A 15,044-nucleotide genomic window follows, 5' to 3' on the forward strand; every position below is an offset into this window, starting at 1 on the left:
CCCCTCCGCGTGCCCGCGCTGGAACCATGTCGTCAGGTGTCAGGCATGTCATGCCGTCAGCTGCTCGTGTCCGCCACGCCGTACCGCAGCGTTCCCGCCGCGATGTGCGCGACATGGGCGGTTCCCACACTGTCGAACCGCAGGTCGCTCCAAGCGCCGCCGGCCTCCACGTCCTCGATGTCGAAGGTTCCGATGCCGGTACGCCTCGCGAACCTCAGCCGGCCGCCGGAGCCATGAACGACACAGATCTGCGCCGGCGGTCCCACGCCGCAGGCCGAGTGCCGGCTGTCGCCGTCCACGTCGGCGGTGACCACCTCGATAGCCGGCGACTCGGGAAAGTTGCCGAAGATACAGACGTTGAGGGTGCGCCCGCGGCTCTCGAAGTACGAGACGACGCTCTCCCCGGTGATGGAGTGCTCCATCGCCGGACACTCCGCGGAGACCTGCCCGCCGTGCAGGACCTGAACGCTCCAACTGTCCGGCTGACCGGGGAAGTCGGTTCCCGGAATCATCGTCGCCACACGCAGTCTCCTGTCGGGCTGCCCTGCCGGCGTGAGGTCGTCGCAGTAGGCGATCCGCAATGTCTCGTCACGGCGATCGAAGGTCAGCGCCGGGAACCACCCCTTCTCCGCCGTATTCGTCGAATCGACCATATGGACGTTCTTCCTCCACGTCGGAGGCTTGCTCGGATCCGTCTTCGGTGGTGCCTTGGTCGCGTGCCAGAGCGAGAGGCCGGACTGGTAGGCGAAGTGCGGCCTGTTCTTGAACGGGGGCTCGCTGAAGACACCCAGATTGACCGTCATGGAGGCAAACCGGATTCGGTCGGGGAAGAGCCCGGCGGAGGTGGGAACCTCCTCGAAACTCCACTGGGCCCCCTTCACCCCGTAGATCAGGTGATCGGTGGCCCTGCTCTGGTAGGCGACATGCGGGTTGAGCGCGCTGTCGATCCCGAGACCGATCCGGTAGGCGTCGAGCGCCGCCGGTTCCGTGGGCAGCCGCTCGTGCTGCCACTCCGTCTCGCCCCTCCTGGCCAGCATGACGTCGCCGGACGGCGTGGTGTATGCGAGCCAGGGCGTGTCACTCGTATCGACGACCAGGGACACCTGCCCATGAGCGGTGTTGGAGTCGTCAACGACCTCGGTGAAGAATTCGGTCGCCATGATGGGTCATCTCCCAGGGGCACCGGCAGCCGACTGTGCGTGTGCCGCCCCTTCGAACGCCGTGCCGGAAGAGGGCGAGAGACGAGAGATGTGCGTACGCTCTGCGGGGGGGGCCTTCCAGGTACGGGCCCTTCGAATGGGCGTGCCCTTTGGGGTCGCCGTCACCGTCTACACATTCCAGAGTCGCATCGTGGCCGGTATGCCGCAACTCACCGGCCGGCGGCCGTGCCCCCTCCCGGAAACGATCAGTGGTCATGGACGGCGTGGCCTGCGGCCAGCTCCCCCTCCTCCTCGTAGAACTCCCGCCCCATCGAGAACCGCAGGTCGACGCCGCCTGATCCGCCATCCAGAAAGCTCGCAGCCACCTGCTCGCCCTCCCGCAGTCTGTCTTCCGCGCGGTCGGACCTCCCGACTATCTTGAGCTGTGGGGCCTTGCCCAGCAGATCGTCGGTGAGTGGAACGCCCGACACGGTGCGGAACTGCCGGACCGCGATGGCCTGGTCGAAGTCCGGGGGCAGGTTGATCAGGTGCGCGAGGAACAGCTCACTGCCCTTGCCGAAGGCCACGTAGGTGAGCGCCGGAGGGCGCTCGGCGTGGTGATCGAAGCGCCGGAAATGGACGAGGCGTCGGACCGTCACCGTGATCGGGTTGACGATCTCGGTGCCGCCGCGCTCGAAGTGGCCGCGGAACAGGGTCCCGGTGAACGAGGTGAGCCCGGGCTGTCCCCCGGCACCGGCGAGATCCGAGAGGCGGAACCGTTCCGGGCTCAGCGTGTAGACGTCCGTCCCGGTCGTCCGGCGATCCTCGACGTAGACCTGGTGCGCGTCATGTGCCTCGTTGTCGAAGGTGACTTCGAGCAGGGCCTGAACGTCATGAGGGAACATGAACATGGGCAGGTGCGACAGATACGGGGTTTCCTCCCCCAGCACCAGCATCCCGTGGACAACCTTGGGTTCGACGGCCGCCATGGCTCTGACCTCCCATGGGGAGTCCGTCCCGCGGTTCCGGTTTCCCGCGGACTTCCGGGTTCCGGCGGACTTCCCGGTCCCTTGTACAAGGCTTGCACGCTGCCCGAGAGATCGCCATTCACTCGGCGTTCAGCGTTCAGCGTCCGGCCGGCCGGAAGAGGAAGCGGACGAGCAGGTTCATCCGCTCGGCTCCGGCCGCTGCGGGGCGTGGCTGGCGAAGTTCTCGGCGACCGTACGGCCCGGGTCCAGCAGGTCGAGGCGCTGCGAGAGGTAGGCGAACGGACGTCAGCCCGCTTGATCTCGCCGCCGTGTGGTGTCAGGTCGCCGCCCAGCAGGCGCAGCAGAGTGCTGCCGGCACCGTTGGGATCGGTCGGAGCGATGCGCTCCGGGCCCCGGATCGTCAGGTCGACGCCTTGGTCGGCGAAGACGTCCTTGTCCCCGAGGCGGACGCGGAGTTGCTCGCCCTGGGACAGGTTGCGTCCGGCGGGCGCATGGATGTCCGGCAGGTTCAGGGTGATTCTTCGTGTAGCCGGCGAAGATCCGGGGCAGACCCGCGTTCTTCAGATGGCGGGGGCGTTGCTCTGCCGGCGTTCGGCGCGCTCGCGGGCCTGCTGCGTCCCCAGCCTCTCCCGCTTCGGTTCCTGCTCCGCGTTGCGGACATTCCTCTCGGTGGCTTCCTGTTCGGCCCGCACCGCCTCCTCGTACCGGGTGAAGGTGCCGCCTTGGAAGCGCCGTCCACGGAAATCGAGTTGGGTGCGGCTCGTTCCGGGGGAGGGGAAGCAACTCGAGGTCCGGCTGGCCAAGTTGACCGAGCAGTGTCCGATGGGTCGGGTGACCAAACCGGTGAGCAGGTCGTTTCAGCCGGTGTGGAGCGGGGTGATCTGTCGGAGCGGGAGCGGGAGCGGGAGCGGGAGCGGGAGCGGGAGCGGGCTCGGCTAGAGCGGCACTTGCCGAAGAACGTGGGACGCGGCGGGCGTTGGAAGAACCATCGGGGTGATTAACGGCATTCTCTTCCGGCAGCGAACCGGGGTCCCGTCGCGCGATTTGCCAGCACGATTCGGGAATTGGAAGACCGTGCATGACAGGCATCGCAGGTGGTCAGCGGACGGCGCATGGGAGAGGATCCTGCGGGCTGTCCAGGCCGATGCCGACGCTGAAGGGCGGATCGACTGGAGCATGGTCAGCGTGGACTCGACTTCCTGCCGCGCCCATCAGCACGCCGCCGGTGCCCGTGCCTGTGAGCCGCGTATCCCGGGGAGACGCGGCCAGCCTGTTCAGCATCGTTCGGATGAGGCTCTGGGCCGCTCCCGTGGTGGGCTGACCTGCAAGATCCATCTGGCAGGTGAAGGCGGCCGTCGTCCGCTCGCGTTCGTCATCACACCAGGCCAGTGGGGTGACGCTCCACAACTGATCCCGGTCCTCGAACGCATCCGTGTCCCGCGTCCGGCCGTACTCGTCCCGCCAGAATCGTAGGTACCTGCGGCGTCGGCAGATCAGGCACACCATTCCCGAGCGCAAGGACCAGCGGGCCAACCGCCGACGCCGTGGCAGCGCGGGCGGCCGACCCACAGACTTCGAAGGGCGATCTACAAGCGTCGCAACGAAGTCGAGCGCACGATCACGGTGACCGTCGCAGCCCTTCGCCTCTGGCTACGCTCATGACTCCCCGGGCAGAACTTAGTGCCCAGGTGATGTGCAGTGGCGGTAGGAGTGTGCGGCGATGGATGGGCCGTTGCCCCACACGAACTGCGGGATTCCGTAGACGACGATCCAGGGGATGAAAACGCCGTCGTCGTTGAAGTCGTTGATCGTCTGCGCAGCGGCCCAGACGGTGCACAGGAGGAGGAAGGCCGAGACCGCGAAGGCTGTGGCGGTCAGCGTCCGGCGCGGAACTCTGCGCCCGGCCCAGCTCGGGAACTCCAGACCCCACGGCCGGACCAAGCTCAACGCCAGGCTGCCCGCCAGCAGGGCCAGGCCGCTGAGTACGAAAAGGCATGGCCCGCCGCCAACCGCGTACCACTCCCGGAACTTTTGCTTGTCCGCCCAGAGGGGAATACCCAGCACCCAGATCGCGTGGAGCCGGATGAACCCGACGGTCATGGAGAGCGCCGAGGCATAAGCGGCTCGGACGGCCCATAGGGGTGGGGGGAGAACCTCAGCAGCTGTGTCCCGTGGACGGGGGATGGTGAATTCGGACGTGGCCCGGTTCTCCACGGCGTCCCGGATCAATAGCTATGCAAAGTGGTTGCCCCCTCGGACACGCCCTAGTGGGGTATCGGGGTATCCGACTACGCGGTGATGCTGCTGGTGATCATGGCGGTGTGGTACATCATGAAGCCGATACAGGCGTGCGCGTGCTCGCCTGCATTGGGTTTGGGGAAGCTCGGCACTTGCGAGAAGCTGTTGGCCGGCAGGAACCGGTAGCCTGCTGGCGGGTTTTGCCGGAACCGCTGGGTGTAACAGCTGGACACCGCGCCGGGGGAGGGGGTCAGCTCCGCGGGTTCGGTGAGGATGAAGGGGCTGTCGAAGTCGATGACTTCGCGTATGAGCCCCGAGGGTTTCATCGCGTCGATGAACTTCCGCATGGCCTTGATGCCGGAGCTGAACGAGGTGACGCCGACGTCCGTAAGGTTCGGCGGCGGGAGGAACGGGACGAACGAGTCCTGAATAGCCTTCGTGATATTGCTGAGGGTCGCGACTGGGTCGATGGCGAACATGTTCTGCGCACGGTCGGCGCCAAGTGCGGCCATGGTCGTGAACGGGACCAGCAGCGGAACGCGCCGGACGGACGCCAACTGGCCGCCCTGGAGCGCGATGTACCGCTGCAGGCTGCCGGCCCAGCCGCCGGTGAAGGTGGGGTAGTCAGCATCCTTGGCATGGACGACGGGGGGATCCGGCGGTGGCCCCTGGACGACTGTCGGGTGGAAGAAGACCTGGATCCGGGAGAAGTCGGTGGTGCCGAACGGTACCGCGACACCCACCCAGAACACGTGGTTGTCCTTGGTGACCTTGAACAGGAATTCATGAATTGTCGCGGTCAGTTGTATCTCTTCGAGGAAATCACCCTGCATCGCCGGTTTGATCACGGGATTGTTCACGACGTGCGGGATTGTCAGGGAGAGTGGGTTGGTCTGTGTCACCGTGATGTTCATGGCCATCATCTCACCTGTTCGGTGAGCTCGATCTGGAAATCCGTCTGCCCTGGACTTCCGTTGTCATTCATCACCGTGATCGACTTTGAGTCGGTCACTGATCGGATACGCACAGTAACTGGAGCCCCCACCTGTCCTGTATGTTCTCGCGGCACTGCACAGGAGCCGTGTGGACAGCCTCTCGCAACTTCAGGAGACACCCGCCGACCGGCACCCGCAACTAGGGCCTGACCCATCGGACAGGCCCTAGTCGACCCGCAACGTGGTCGGACCGTCAACCGTCAGCCGGGTGCAGTCGCGACCGCCGCGCTCGGCGCGCCGAGATCCCGGCTTTCTGTTCACGCGAACCTGTGTACGGGCTGTATCCGGAGGGGTAGGTTCTGTCCGCCACCCCCACATGATCGGGCCACGCCCGGTGAACCGGCCGCCCACCAGGCGCGTCCGGGACACCCGGCGTGTCTCCTGGCGAGTAGGAGTTCATGTGGTTGGCGCATCCCATCGATCTCGCAGAAACAGACTGATCTCCTGCGCCGTGGTGGTGACCGCTGCCGTGGTCGGTGGTGGGGCGGCGCCCACCGCGCCCGCACCGGCCGCGGCGGCGGCGGAGGGCTTCCGCCCGCAGCTGGCGACAGTGAGCACTCCCACGCGCGCCGACAAGGACCGCCTCGTCGCGCTCGGTCTCGACCTGACCGAGCACGCTGGACACGACTATGTCGAGGTCGTCCTGCACCGTGCGGACGACGCCCTCGCGCTGGCGGGTGCAGGTTTCGAGTGGGACGTTCGAATACCGGACCTCGTGCGACGCGAGTCCGACGTCAACGCGGCGAACCGGGCCTACGCCGCCACCACCGCGACCTCCCCACTGCCCTCCGGGCGGGACGGCTACCGCGGGCTCGCCGACTACAACGCCGACATGGACCGCCTCGCCGAGGAACACGCCGGGCTCGTCAGGAAGTTCACGCTTCCGCACAAGAGCCTCGAGGGCAAGCCCGTGTACGCGGTGGAGATCGCGCATACCGTGGACGCCCCCGAGGACGGCCGGCCCGTCTTCCTGATGATGGGGCTGCACCACGCCCGTGAATGGCCCTCCGGCGAGCACGCCATGGAGTTCGCCTTCGACCTGGTACGCGGCTACGGCAGAGACGAGCGCATCACCTCTCTGCTGAAGAAGGCACGGGTGCTCGTCGTGCCGGTGGTCAACGTCGACGGCTTCGAGAAGTCGTTCCACGACGGGCAGTTGGTCGACTTGCGCAGTCTCGACGAGGGCGGCACCGGGTCCATCCTGGCCACACCCGGGAACGCGTACAAGCGCAAGAACTGCCGCATGGCCGACGGCCTGGCCCCGCTCGCGAAAGAGTGTGCCCTGGCGAGCAGCCCCGGCGGCTTCGGCGCGGGCGTCGACCTCAACCGCAACTACGGCGGCTTCTGGGGCGGTCCGGGCGCGGCGGCCGAGCCGGTGCAGGCCACCTACCGCGGAGCAGCGCCCTTCTCCGAGCCGGAGACGCGGAACGTCCGCGAGCTGATCAGCGGGCGGCAGGTCACCGGGCTCATCACCAATCACACCTTCTCGAATCTGGTGCTGCGGCCGAACGGCGTCGCGCCCGACACCACCGGTCCCGACGGGCTGCCCCTCGGCGACCCGCCGGACGAGGCCGCGATGAAGGAACTCGGTGACCGGATGGCCGCGCAGAACGGCTACGCCAGCCAGCACAGCTGGCAGCTGTACGACACGACCGGAACGACCGAGGACTGGTCGTACAACGCGACCGGCGGCTACGGCTACACCTTCGAGATCGGGCCCGATGAGTTCCACCCGCCGTTCCCGGAGGTCGTCGACGAATACCTCGGCGCGGGCGCGTACGCGGGCAAGGGCAACCGCGAGGCGTTCCTGCTCGCGCTGGAGAACGCCGTCGACCCGGGGGCGCACTCGGTCATCATCGGCAAGGCGCCCGCCGGAGCAACGCTGCGGCTGAAGAAGACCTTCGCCACGCCCACCTGGGCCGGCGTCGTCGCGGACACCCTGGATACGACGATGACCGTCGGGGCGGACGGTGGCTTCACCTGGCACGTCAATCCCTCCACCCGGCCCGTCGTCAAGGCGCGTCAGATCCGGGTGATCGGCTCCGAGCCGCTGAAGCGGGAGACCTCCACCGGCACGACGTTGCCCGCGCAGCCCACAGAGCGGGAGTTCACCGTCGACCGGGCCGCCGATCTCCTGGAGGTGAGGCTCGACTGGCCCACGCCGGACGATCTCGACCTGTACGTGCTGCGCAGGAACGCGGACGGCAGCCTGACCGAGGTCGGGAGGTCCACCGGTTCCGTCGGTGAGAAGGAGCGCGTGCTGCTCGACTCGCCCGCGCAGGGCGACTACGTGCTGCGTGTGGAGAACTGGGCTTCCGCCGCGCCGAGCTGGGAGCTCACCGCCTCCCTCTACGACGTCACCACCGAGGACGTCAGCGGACTCGTCGAGAACTGGACACTCACCTGTGAGAAGGACGGGCAGGTCCTGCAACGCGTGCCCGTCGTCGTCGACCGCGGCCAGCGCGTCAAGGCCGACCTGAAGACCTGCGCGCAGAAGTGGAGCCGGAGCTGATGAGACGCGGCCGCATACGCTTGCGGCGCCTGGCCGCCGTCACCTCACTCGCCCTGTCCCTCTCGCTGCCGCCTCTCACGGCCGCCAGTGCGGCGGAGGGCCCGGACGTCACGGTTTCCTCCGTCGGCGGCCAGCCGGTCACCGGCGACGGCACGGTCAGGCAGCCGGTGAGCGGCATGGTGGACGTGGCAGGCACCGCCCGTATCGGTGCCCCGCAACCGCCCGCCGATCCCACGCCGCTGCACGCCGACGCGGGAGACAGCCCCTTCGTCGTCGCAGGTGACAAGGCGCTGCTCCTGGGCAGCGCCTTCGGCGGTACCGCTCCCTACACCTGGGCCTGGACCGCCGAGCACGGCACGCTCACCGGGGCGGACTCGGCGAGCCCCGCCTTCGACACGACAGGGCTGGCCCCGGGCACGTACGACATCCGGCTCACCGTCACCGATGCCGCGGGCTCCGTCACCAGTGACACCGTCAAGGCTGTCGTGGGCGAGGAGACGAGCAGCGGACTGCTCGACGAGACGAGGAACGATCCGACGCCCGGCGTCTTCCCCGCCGACCAGAGCGTCGAATTCCCCTTCGAGGTGCCGTCCGGCGTACGCTCCCTGGACGTCACCCTGTCCTGGACGACGCCGGAGCAGGACTACGACCTGCGCGTCACCGACCCGTCAGGGAAGGTGGTGGCGCAGTCGGAATCGGCCGGGCATCCGGAGAAGACGTCCGTGGCCGAGCCGGTCGAGGGCAGTTGGAAGGTCGTAGCCGTCAAATGGGCCACTGTCGCGGCCGACGTGACCGCGCGGGTCGTCGCCCGCAAGGTCACCGCCGACCCGCGGCCCGAGGTGAGGGCCGGGGGCCCGTACAAGTTCGAGACGGGCGCCGAGCAACGGCTCAGCGGCACGGCCACCGGCGGCGCGGACCCCGTGGAGGCGGCCTGGGACCTGGACGGTGACGGCCGCTTCGACGACGGTACGGGCACCACCGTCACCCCGGAACTGCCCGACGGCCGGCACCTCGTCACCCTCAAGGCGACCGACGCCCGGGGCCTGGAACGGCGCGAGACCACCTCCGTGCTCGTCGGCGCTGCCGACCGGCTGGACGCGGCTCCGCCGGTCACCGTCATCGGCATCGCCGACACCGGCATCAACCCGTACCACCTGGAGTTCTCCGCCCGCACCTACCCCGACCCGGACGTACTGGCGCTGACGAAGAACTTCACCCGGCACCCCTCCGAATACATCCCTGGCTACCCGGCCTCCGCCCCCGCGATCCCCGTCACCCTCGGCAAGGGTTATCTGCCCGAGGAGGACAAGGACCTGTGGACCGGCGAGCGGGTCAAGGGCGGGCAACTCCACTGGATCCCCGGCACGAAGATCATCGGGGCGTACTCGTCGAGCGTCGACGGCGCGCATCCGGTCCTCGACGACCACGGCCACGGCACCGGCTCCGCCTCCGTCTCGGCCGGCAACCGCTACGGCTACTGCCCCACCTGCCTGCTGGTGATGGTCGAGGGACTCGACGAGACCGTGGCCACCAGGTACCCCTGGGCCGACATCACCTCGCACTCCTTCGGGTACGTGGGAGGCGCCCCCGTCGGCCCCGTGCTCAGCGGCGAGGAAGTCACCAAGGAGGCCGTCGAGCGCGGCCAGACCGTCCTCTTCGCCGCGGGCAACGGCGTCGGCAACGCCTTCGACGTGCCCGTCAGCACCTGGCACTCGGACCAGACCGGACCCGACTGGAACATCACCGTGGGCGCGCTGCGCCGCGACGACCAGAGGGCCGTCGTCGGCGACGGCATCCCCGTGCACCTGTCGTCCTGGGGCATCGGAAGCCTGCCCTCGGCCTGCCACACCGGTGTGCTGTGCCAGGACCAGTTCAGCGGCACCTCGGCCGCGACGCCGTACACGGCCGGTGTTTTCGGTACGACGCTGCAGCGGGTGCGCGAGGCGATCGGTGACGGACGGGCCGGGCAGAAGAGCGGCCAGGTCGTCGCCGAGGGCGCCGCGCTAGACGAGAGCGTGTACCTGAAGGACGGCAGGCTCACCCGGGGTGAGCTGCGCGAGGCCGTCCTGAAGAACGCCTTCCCGCTCGGCGAGGACAGCCTGCCGTCCGCGGGCTGGCCGCTCGCCTCACCGCACACGGCCGGCAACGTCCTCTTCGAGGGGTACGGCGCCGCCACCCCCGAGACCGCGCGCCGTGCCACGGACGTCCTGCTCGGCCGGGCCCTGCTGCCCGAACGCCCCGTCGAAGACGACTTCTTCGCCGCCGACCGGGCCATACGGGACAGCATCTGGGGCGGTTACGACCGGGACGGGGACGGAACCGAGGACCCCGCCCCGCTGCCGAGCGGCGTCTCGGCGGGCCTCGACGACGTGGCGACGCTCGACGGCACGCTGGGCGTCCTGCGCAGGACCCTCGCCGCCCAGCAGGCGGGTGAGCACCAAGCTCCGTCCTCGGAAAGGTCGTTCAGCTACTACCTGCACCAGGGGCCCGACTGTGCGGGCGAGCGGACCATGGACCGCACGGACCGGGCGGGCGACGCGGACGGCTGCGCTGTCGGCGACACCCTGTCCTCCGTGGCGCCGTATTTGCCGACGGCCGCTCACCCGTCGACCGACACCCTGGACGGACCGCTGGCCGCGGGATCGCGGGTGCGGGCCGAGCTGTATGTGCGGACCCGGGCCCCGGCGGCCCTGGTGGGCCCGTCCGTCGTCCTGCTCGCCACCGACCGGGAGATCGGCCGCGGCAAGGCCACGACCCAGCCGGTCACCGGCATCTGGACGAAAATCACCCTCGAGTTCGAGACCGCCCGGCACGCCTTCACCGGGGAGCAGCTGACCCTCCAACTGCTCTCCGATACCACCGCGTTGCTCGCGGTGGGATATGAGGGCGACCACGCCACGAGGCTCACGGTCGATCCGGCAGCGCTGCCGCCCTCCGGCGTCGACTCCGGTGCCACGATCGAGGCACCCTCGGACGGCGGCGAAGTTCGCGAGGGGGAGACGATCGTGGCCGGCGGCCGGTTCACCTTCCCCGACGCCGGCACCGACCCCGAGGGGATCGGCGGCCGTCCGGAAACCCGCCGGGTGCAGGTGTCCGTGGACGACACCGACTTCGCCTCCCCCCTCTCCGCGGAGCTTGACGAGGCCACCGGCACCTGGCGTGTCGATGCCGGGCGTCTCGCCGTGGGCGACCACGTGCTGTACGCCCGCGCGATGCGGGACGGCACCCCGTCACAGGCCACACGGACGAGCTTCCGGGTCGTCGCGGACGCCCGCGTCGAGTGGCAGGTCGTCAGCCGCAACGCTCCCCTGGACCCGGCCGCCTGGCGTCCCGCCGAGGGTCTTGCCCACTGGTCGTTGCGGCTGACCACGTCCTCCTACGGCGTCGGCCACCGCACCATCGTCGTACGTCTGGTGGAACGCGGCACCGAGACGGCACGCGACAGCGTGCGGGTCCGCTTCCGCTGACGCCTGACGCGGCACCCTCCTGGGAAGACAGGGCGGGCCGGAACCCCTGCGGGGCTCCGGCCCGTCCCCATGGCACCGCGCGGGCCACGCCGGGCCTGATGCCGTGGTCATCCTGTCGGCCCCGCGGGTGCTGTGTCCGTCGACCACGGAGGCCGAGACCGTGCGCAGCGGCTGACGTGGGCGTCGGTTGGGCAAGAGGACAACGCCGCCCACCGCAAGATCCGGGCGCGTCGAGCACGTGATCGGCCGCATGAAGAACCACAAGCGCTGTCAGCGTGCCGGGCAGCCCCTCCAAATGGGCTGTTGATGCGGCTCAGCGCTGAGTGGCTGACTCTACGTGCGCCGCGTCTTCGACGTGATCGCTGAGACCCCGCAGCACACCTACCAGGTGCTGACGAAGCGGACGCGACGTCTGCGGCAAGTCGCCGACCAGCTCCAGTGGCCGGCGAACCTGTGGATGGGCGTGTCCGTGGCCGTTCGAGCTGCCTTCATGCCCACCACCGCGGCTACGGGATCACCGCCCCGCCCGACGCCCGCCAGCCGGCCGCGATCGACGACATCCTCACCGCCGCCTATCCCGCCACCGACGGAGCGCACTTGGGTGCCATCGGCGCGCCACTGGCCGACGCCTGGCTCACCGAAGTCGAGACCGAGAGCGGCGACGAGTTCATCGAAACTCGGGTTCACGTACCGGATCTCGATCCGGTCCGGCTCGCGGATGTAGCCGACGGACAGGTCGGGGCAGTCCTCGAACAGGTCACCGTCGACCGTCACGGTGAGGATGCCGGGCAGATTCGAGGGTCGGCCCATGTCCGGGTCGTCGGCCAGCTGGCCAGCCAGGACCTTCAGCGCGTAGGGAACGCCGGCCCCTAACCGGGAGGCGGTGTCGCGTACAAGCGGGTCAATCTCGACGTTCACGGCCTGCTGCTCCTTGCCGGTCGGATGGCTGGCAGTACGCCTCACACAGTAGGCCGCCCGCCCCTGCCGTGGTCACGGCGGTACGCGCCGCGGGCGCAGCGCCTCGCCAAGGTAGGGCTTGTTCTGGGGCCGTGACCGCGCCCCGCTTAAGGCCGACTTGCTGCTCTCGGCCTCCTGGCGCTGCCAAGTGGTTGGGGGGAACGAGCGCGGCGGGGGCAAGGGTGCACGTTGTTCCGCTGCGAAGGACCCGTGAGGCCCACTGACCGTCACTGATCACCGGGCCCGCCGACCTGACGGCCGGCGGGCCCACACCGTCAGGCCATCGAACGCAACCGGTCCAGTTCGCTGCCGATGGCATCCCGCAGCACATCGTGCTGCGGGCCGAGCTTGAACTGCTCGTCACTCCACCGATCACGCGGATACAGCCACACCGGCTTGCCCACCAGCTCGGCCGGCTCCCACTCGAACCGCGGCCAGACATGGGCATGCAGGTACGGGTCCGTGTTGCCGAGGATCTCCAGGTTGACCCGGCGGAAATCGGGGTCCAGCCGCCGACAGGCCCGCTCAACCGCTTCTCCGAGTTTGTCCATGTCGGACAGAAACGCCAGCCGCTTGGCCCTCGGCAGGTCAGACAGCCGTTGAACACCCGGCTCGTCCGCGAGGAGAACTGAGTACCCGGGCAGGAACTGAATGTCGCCGATCACCGCGAAGCCAGACTCAAGCCGCCGCAGCACGGTCGGATTCTCGCCCCGCAGAGCAGCCCCGATCCGGTCCATCCGCCAATTACCGGTCATGGCCCGAGCCTAACCGCATGCGATCAAGACCTTTTCTTCGCTCCCCACCCTCCCCACTCGCTTCAAGGACCAACCAAGCGAGGCGAGGAGCGACTCCGGCCGCTTTTAAGGCTGTGGCGGACATTTCGTGACGGTCACCGTGCCGTCCGGCGCCGAGGGCCGCCGCGTAGGGTCAGCGCCATGGCTGACAGGTTCGACATAGCTGGGGCACTGGCTGGCCGATGCCCGGATCGGGCGGATGCATGGGCATTCATCCAAGGCTTTGCTGCTGCCTGGTCCACCCCGGTGTCGCCGACTGACGGGTTCACATCGGCTGATGTGCAGCGAGCTGAGGAGCGTCTCGGGTTGCGTCTGCCGGTGGCTCTCAGGGAGGCGTATGCGTTGTTCGGTCGACGGCGTGACCTGGTTGCGCAGCAGAATCCGTTGCTGGAGCCGGACGAGCTGCTGCTCGACCCTTCCGGCGAACTGCTGGTGTTCCGCAGCGAGAACCAGGGTTGCGCCGGGTGGGGTGTGGCCCTGGCCGATCTTTCCCGTGAGGATCCGCCGGTCGCCCTATTCGGTGATCGCGTGCCCGGTTCCGGCCGACTCGACTTCCTCGACCGCTTGTCGCTGGCCTGTGTGGAAACCGTCCTGAGCGAAGCCGCCACGGCCAATTGGACCGAGGGCCGGACCTGTCAGGCAACGCCCGAGGCGGTTGCCTGTCTGGAGGAGCAGTTCGCGCAGGTTGCTTTGCCGCCGTATCCGGCGTGGTTCGAGCCCATGGGACCGCCCGTTCGCTGGTTCTCTGCCGCTGGCTTGCTGCTCTGCCTGGAGCCCGGCTTGGAGGGGATGGATCTGGTTGTCACCGGCAGGGCGGCGGCTGATGTCCAACGTGCAGTTGAAGTCATTCCCGGCGCCTGGCCGCCCGCAGGCCCTCCGGTAACCGAGGCGGTCGACGATCGCGAGTGCGTTCCGCCGTTCTGACGCTCACGGCGGCTGGGCGAGGACCAGCGTGCGTAGGAGAGCGAAGGATGCTCGCCCGTTTGACCGGCGTTTGATGAGCTTGATGCGTGTGACCTGGCCTTCGACGGCGCCGGAGCTCCTGGACAGCGTGAGGCCGTTGACGACGGCGTCCCAGTCGTTTTGGAGGAAGGCGGCGAAGCCCTGGAGCGGCTGTGGCCCCTGGTCGAGGGCGCGGGTCATCCAGCGGGTGGGGTTATGGCCTCGGCGTTCGCGGGCGATAGTGCTGAACTCGTGGGCGAGGTCACGGGCGGTGGCCAGGTCGGGGCAGGCATCCAGAATGCGGTCAAGCTGATCGCGCTGGCTGTCGGTCAGGCTCTCCGGGCTCTGCATGATCCAGGTGGTGATCCGGCGGGTGCTCGTCTCCTGCGGGCTGATCGACGCCGCGGCTGTGCACACGGCGCTGGACGCGGCGACCGCGGGCGTCGGCCGGCCGCCGCTGCCCGCGCTGGAGGCGTTCTTCATCATCTCCTGGTGGCTCGCCCGCACGATGGCCCAGCTCGTCCCGGAGGGAGGTGTCTGGTGACGCTGCTCGTACCGCCCGGCGTCCACCGGGCCAGCCTCGGCGACGGCGCCGTGGTCGCACTGAACACGGCCGACGGCACATGGCAGTGGATGAACACGGCCACGGAGCGGATCTGGTCGGCGACCCTGTCCGGCACCGTGCCGGAGCTGATCAAGCAGATGCGGGCGGAGGGCGTTCCCGGCGACGTCGAGCGAATCGTCACCGCCACCGTCGAGCAGCTGACGCAGGCGGGGCTCCTCACCGACTCCGGGCGCAGCTCGGCCCTCGTGCCGCCGCCCATGCCGGCGGTGACCGCCCCAGCGGTGCCATGCGACCAGCCGGGCCTGGCGGTCCGCGTCCTGGCGGGAGTGGGCTTGGTCCTGGCGCTCGGCATGACGCGCTTGCCGATAAGCAGCCGCATCCACCCCGGTTCTGAAGAGTGCCAGCGGAGGTGAGGGCGCGGAAGAAAGCTCCTTCGCGGACGCCGA

11 protein-coding genes and 3 pseudogenes are annotated in these 15,044 nt (G+C 68.9%); 7 read left to right on the forward strand and 7 right to left on the reverse strand.

Annotated elements, in window-relative coordinates; all coding sequences use genetic code 11:
* Positions 1 to 56: 56 nt before the first annotated feature.
* The 3 genes and pseudogenes from ACZ42A_RS23890 to ACZ42A_RS23900 all read right to left on the reverse strand — a co-directional run.
* A complete protein-coding gene (locus ACZ42A_RS23890) occupies positions 57 to 1,103 on the reverse strand; it encodes a hypothetical protein (RefSeq protein ID WP_468529272.1) in 1,047 nt (348 codons plus the stop codon).
* 302 nt (positions 1,104 to 1,405) lie between these two features.
* The gene (locus tag ACZ42A_RS23895; RefSeq protein WP_468529273.1) at positions 1,406 to 2,128 is read right to left on the reverse strand and encodes a hypothetical protein; all 723 of its coding nucleotides are present in this window, start codon (positions 2,126 to 2,128) and stop codon (positions 1,406 to 1,408) included.
* A gap of 145 nt (positions 2,129 to 2,273) precedes the next feature.
* Positions 2,274 to 2,880 (reverse strand): annotated as a pseudogene (locus tag ACZ42A_RS23900) (ATP-binding cassette domain-containing protein); the annotation flags it as partial.
* A gap of 114 nt (positions 2,881 to 2,994) precedes the next feature.
* Here ACZ42A_RS23900 and ACZ42A_RS23905 point away from each other — a divergent pair.
* Positions 2,995 to 3,790: pseudogene (locus tag ACZ42A_RS23905) on the forward strand (IS5 family transposase).
* 15 nt (positions 3,791 to 3,805) lie between these two features.
* Here the strand turns inward: ACZ42A_RS23905 and ACZ42A_RS23910 are convergent.
* Together ACZ42A_RS23910 and ACZ42A_RS23915 are read right to left on the reverse strand one after the other, a co-directional pair.
* Positions 3,806 to 4,228, reverse strand: coding sequence for a hypothetical protein (locus ACZ42A_RS23910; RefSeq protein WP_468529274.1), 423 nt, complete (start codon positions 4,226 to 4,228; stop codon positions 3,806 to 3,808).
* 188 nt (positions 4,229 to 4,416) lie between these two features.
* The gene (locus tag ACZ42A_RS23915; RefSeq protein WP_468529275.1) at positions 4,417 to 5,280 is read right to left on the reverse strand and encodes a hypothetical protein; all 864 of its coding nucleotides are present in this window, start codon (positions 5,278 to 5,280) and stop codon (positions 4,417 to 4,419) included.
* Between the two features lie 532 nt (positions 5,281 to 5,812).
* Between ACZ42A_RS23915 and ACZ42A_RS23920 the strand changes: the two genes are divergently transcribed.
* From ACZ42A_RS23920 to ACZ42A_RS23930, 3 genes and pseudogenes are all read left to right on the forward strand, one after another.
* Entirely contained in the window at positions 5,813 to 7,873 is a 2,061-nt protein-coding gene (locus ACZ42A_RS23920) for a M14 family metallopeptidase (RefSeq protein ID WP_468529276.1), read from the forward strand.
* Complete coding sequence (locus ACZ42A_RS23925) at positions 7,873 to 11,340, forward strand: S8 family serine peptidase (RefSeq protein ID WP_468529277.1); 3,468 nt, start codon at positions 7,873 to 7,875, stop codon at positions 11,338 to 11,340. Before ACZ42A_RS23920 ends, ACZ42A_RS23925 begins: the two co-directional genes overlap by 1 nt.
* Positions 11,341 to 11,674: 334 nt before the next feature.
* Positions 11,675 to 11,812: pseudogene (locus ACZ42A_RS23930) on the forward strand (DUF5131 family protein); the annotation flags it as partial.
* Between the two features lie 760 nt (positions 11,813 to 12,572).
* Here ACZ42A_RS23930 and ACZ42A_RS23935 read toward each other — a convergent pair.
* Complete coding sequence (locus ACZ42A_RS23935; RefSeq protein WP_468529278.1) at positions 12,573 to 13,052, reverse strand: HIT family protein; 480 nt, start codon at positions 13,050 to 13,052, stop codon at positions 12,573 to 12,575.
* Between the two features lie 180 nt (positions 13,053 to 13,232).
* Here ACZ42A_RS23935 and ACZ42A_RS23940 point away from each other — a divergent pair, with 180 nt between their 5' ends.
* A complete protein-coding gene (locus ACZ42A_RS23940) occupies positions 13,233 to 14,015 on the forward strand; it encodes an SMI1/KNR4 family protein (RefSeq protein WP_468529279.1) in 783 nt (260 codons plus the stop codon).
* A gap of 3 nt (positions 14,016 to 14,018) precedes the next feature.
* Here the strand turns inward: ACZ42A_RS23940 and ACZ42A_RS23945 are convergent, their stop codons facing one another.
* Positions 14,019 to 14,384 (reverse strand): transposase, encoded by a 366-nt coding sequence (locus ACZ42A_RS23945; protein WP_468529280.1) that lies wholly within the window; start codon positions 14,382 to 14,384, stop codon positions 14,019 to 14,021.
* Here ACZ42A_RS23945 and ACZ42A_RS23950 point away from each other — a divergent pair.
* Together ACZ42A_RS23950 and ACZ42A_RS23955 are read left to right on the forward strand one after the other, a co-directional pair.
* Complete coding sequence (locus tag ACZ42A_RS23950) at positions 14,383 to 14,577, forward strand: hypothetical protein (RefSeq protein WP_468529281.1); 195 nt, start codon at positions 14,383 to 14,385, stop codon at positions 14,575 to 14,577. The genes ACZ42A_RS23945 and ACZ42A_RS23950 overlap by 2 nt on opposite strands.
* Positions 14,574 to 15,011, forward strand: a complete 438-nt coding sequence (locus ACZ42A_RS23955) for a hypothetical protein (protein WP_468529282.1) — start codon at positions 14,574 to 14,576, stop codon at positions 15,009 to 15,011. The genes ACZ42A_RS23950 and ACZ42A_RS23955 overlap by 4 nt, the downstream gene beginning before the upstream one ends.
* The last annotated feature ends 33 nt before the right edge of the window (positions 15,012 to 15,044 follow it).

Source organism: Streptomyces sp. NPDC030838, assembly GCF_055572035.1.

What these genes read in the sequence shown, in the direction of transcription:
- ACZ42A_RS23950 (WP_468529281.1), top strand. Translation starts at nt 14,383, where the DNA reads ATGATCCAGGTGGTGATCCGGCGGGTGCTCGTCTCCTGCGGGCTGATC.
- ACZ42A_RS23925 (WP_468529277.1), top strand. Translation starts at nt 7,873, where the DNA reads ATGAGACGCGGCCGCATACGCTTGCGGCGCCTGGCCGCCGTCACCTCA.
- ACZ42A_RS23910 (WP_468529274.1), bottom strand. Translation starts at nt 4,228, where the DNA reads ATGACCGTCGGGTTCATCCGGCTCCACGCGATCTGGGTGCTGGGTATT.
- ACZ42A_RS23895 (WP_468529273.1), bottom strand. Translation starts at nt 2,128, where the DNA reads ATGGCGGCCGTCGAACCCAAGGTTGTCCACGGGATGCTGGTGCTGGGG.
- ACZ42A_RS23945 (WP_468529280.1), bottom strand. Translation starts at nt 14,384, where the DNA reads ATGCAGAGCCCGGAGAGCCTGACCGACAGCCAGCGCGATCAGCTTGAC.
- ACZ42A_RS23940 (WP_468529279.1), top strand. Translation starts at nt 13,233, where the DNA reads ATGGCTGACAGGTTCGACATAGCTGGGGCACTGGCTGGCCGATGCCCG.
- ACZ42A_RS23935 (WP_468529278.1), bottom strand. Translation starts at nt 13,052, where the DNA reads ATGACCGGTAATTGGCGGATGGACCGGATCGGGGCTGCTCTGCGGGGC.
- ACZ42A_RS23915 (WP_468529275.1), bottom strand. Translation starts at nt 5,280, where the DNA reads ATGAACATCACGGTGACACAGACCAACCCACTCTCCCTGACAATCCCG.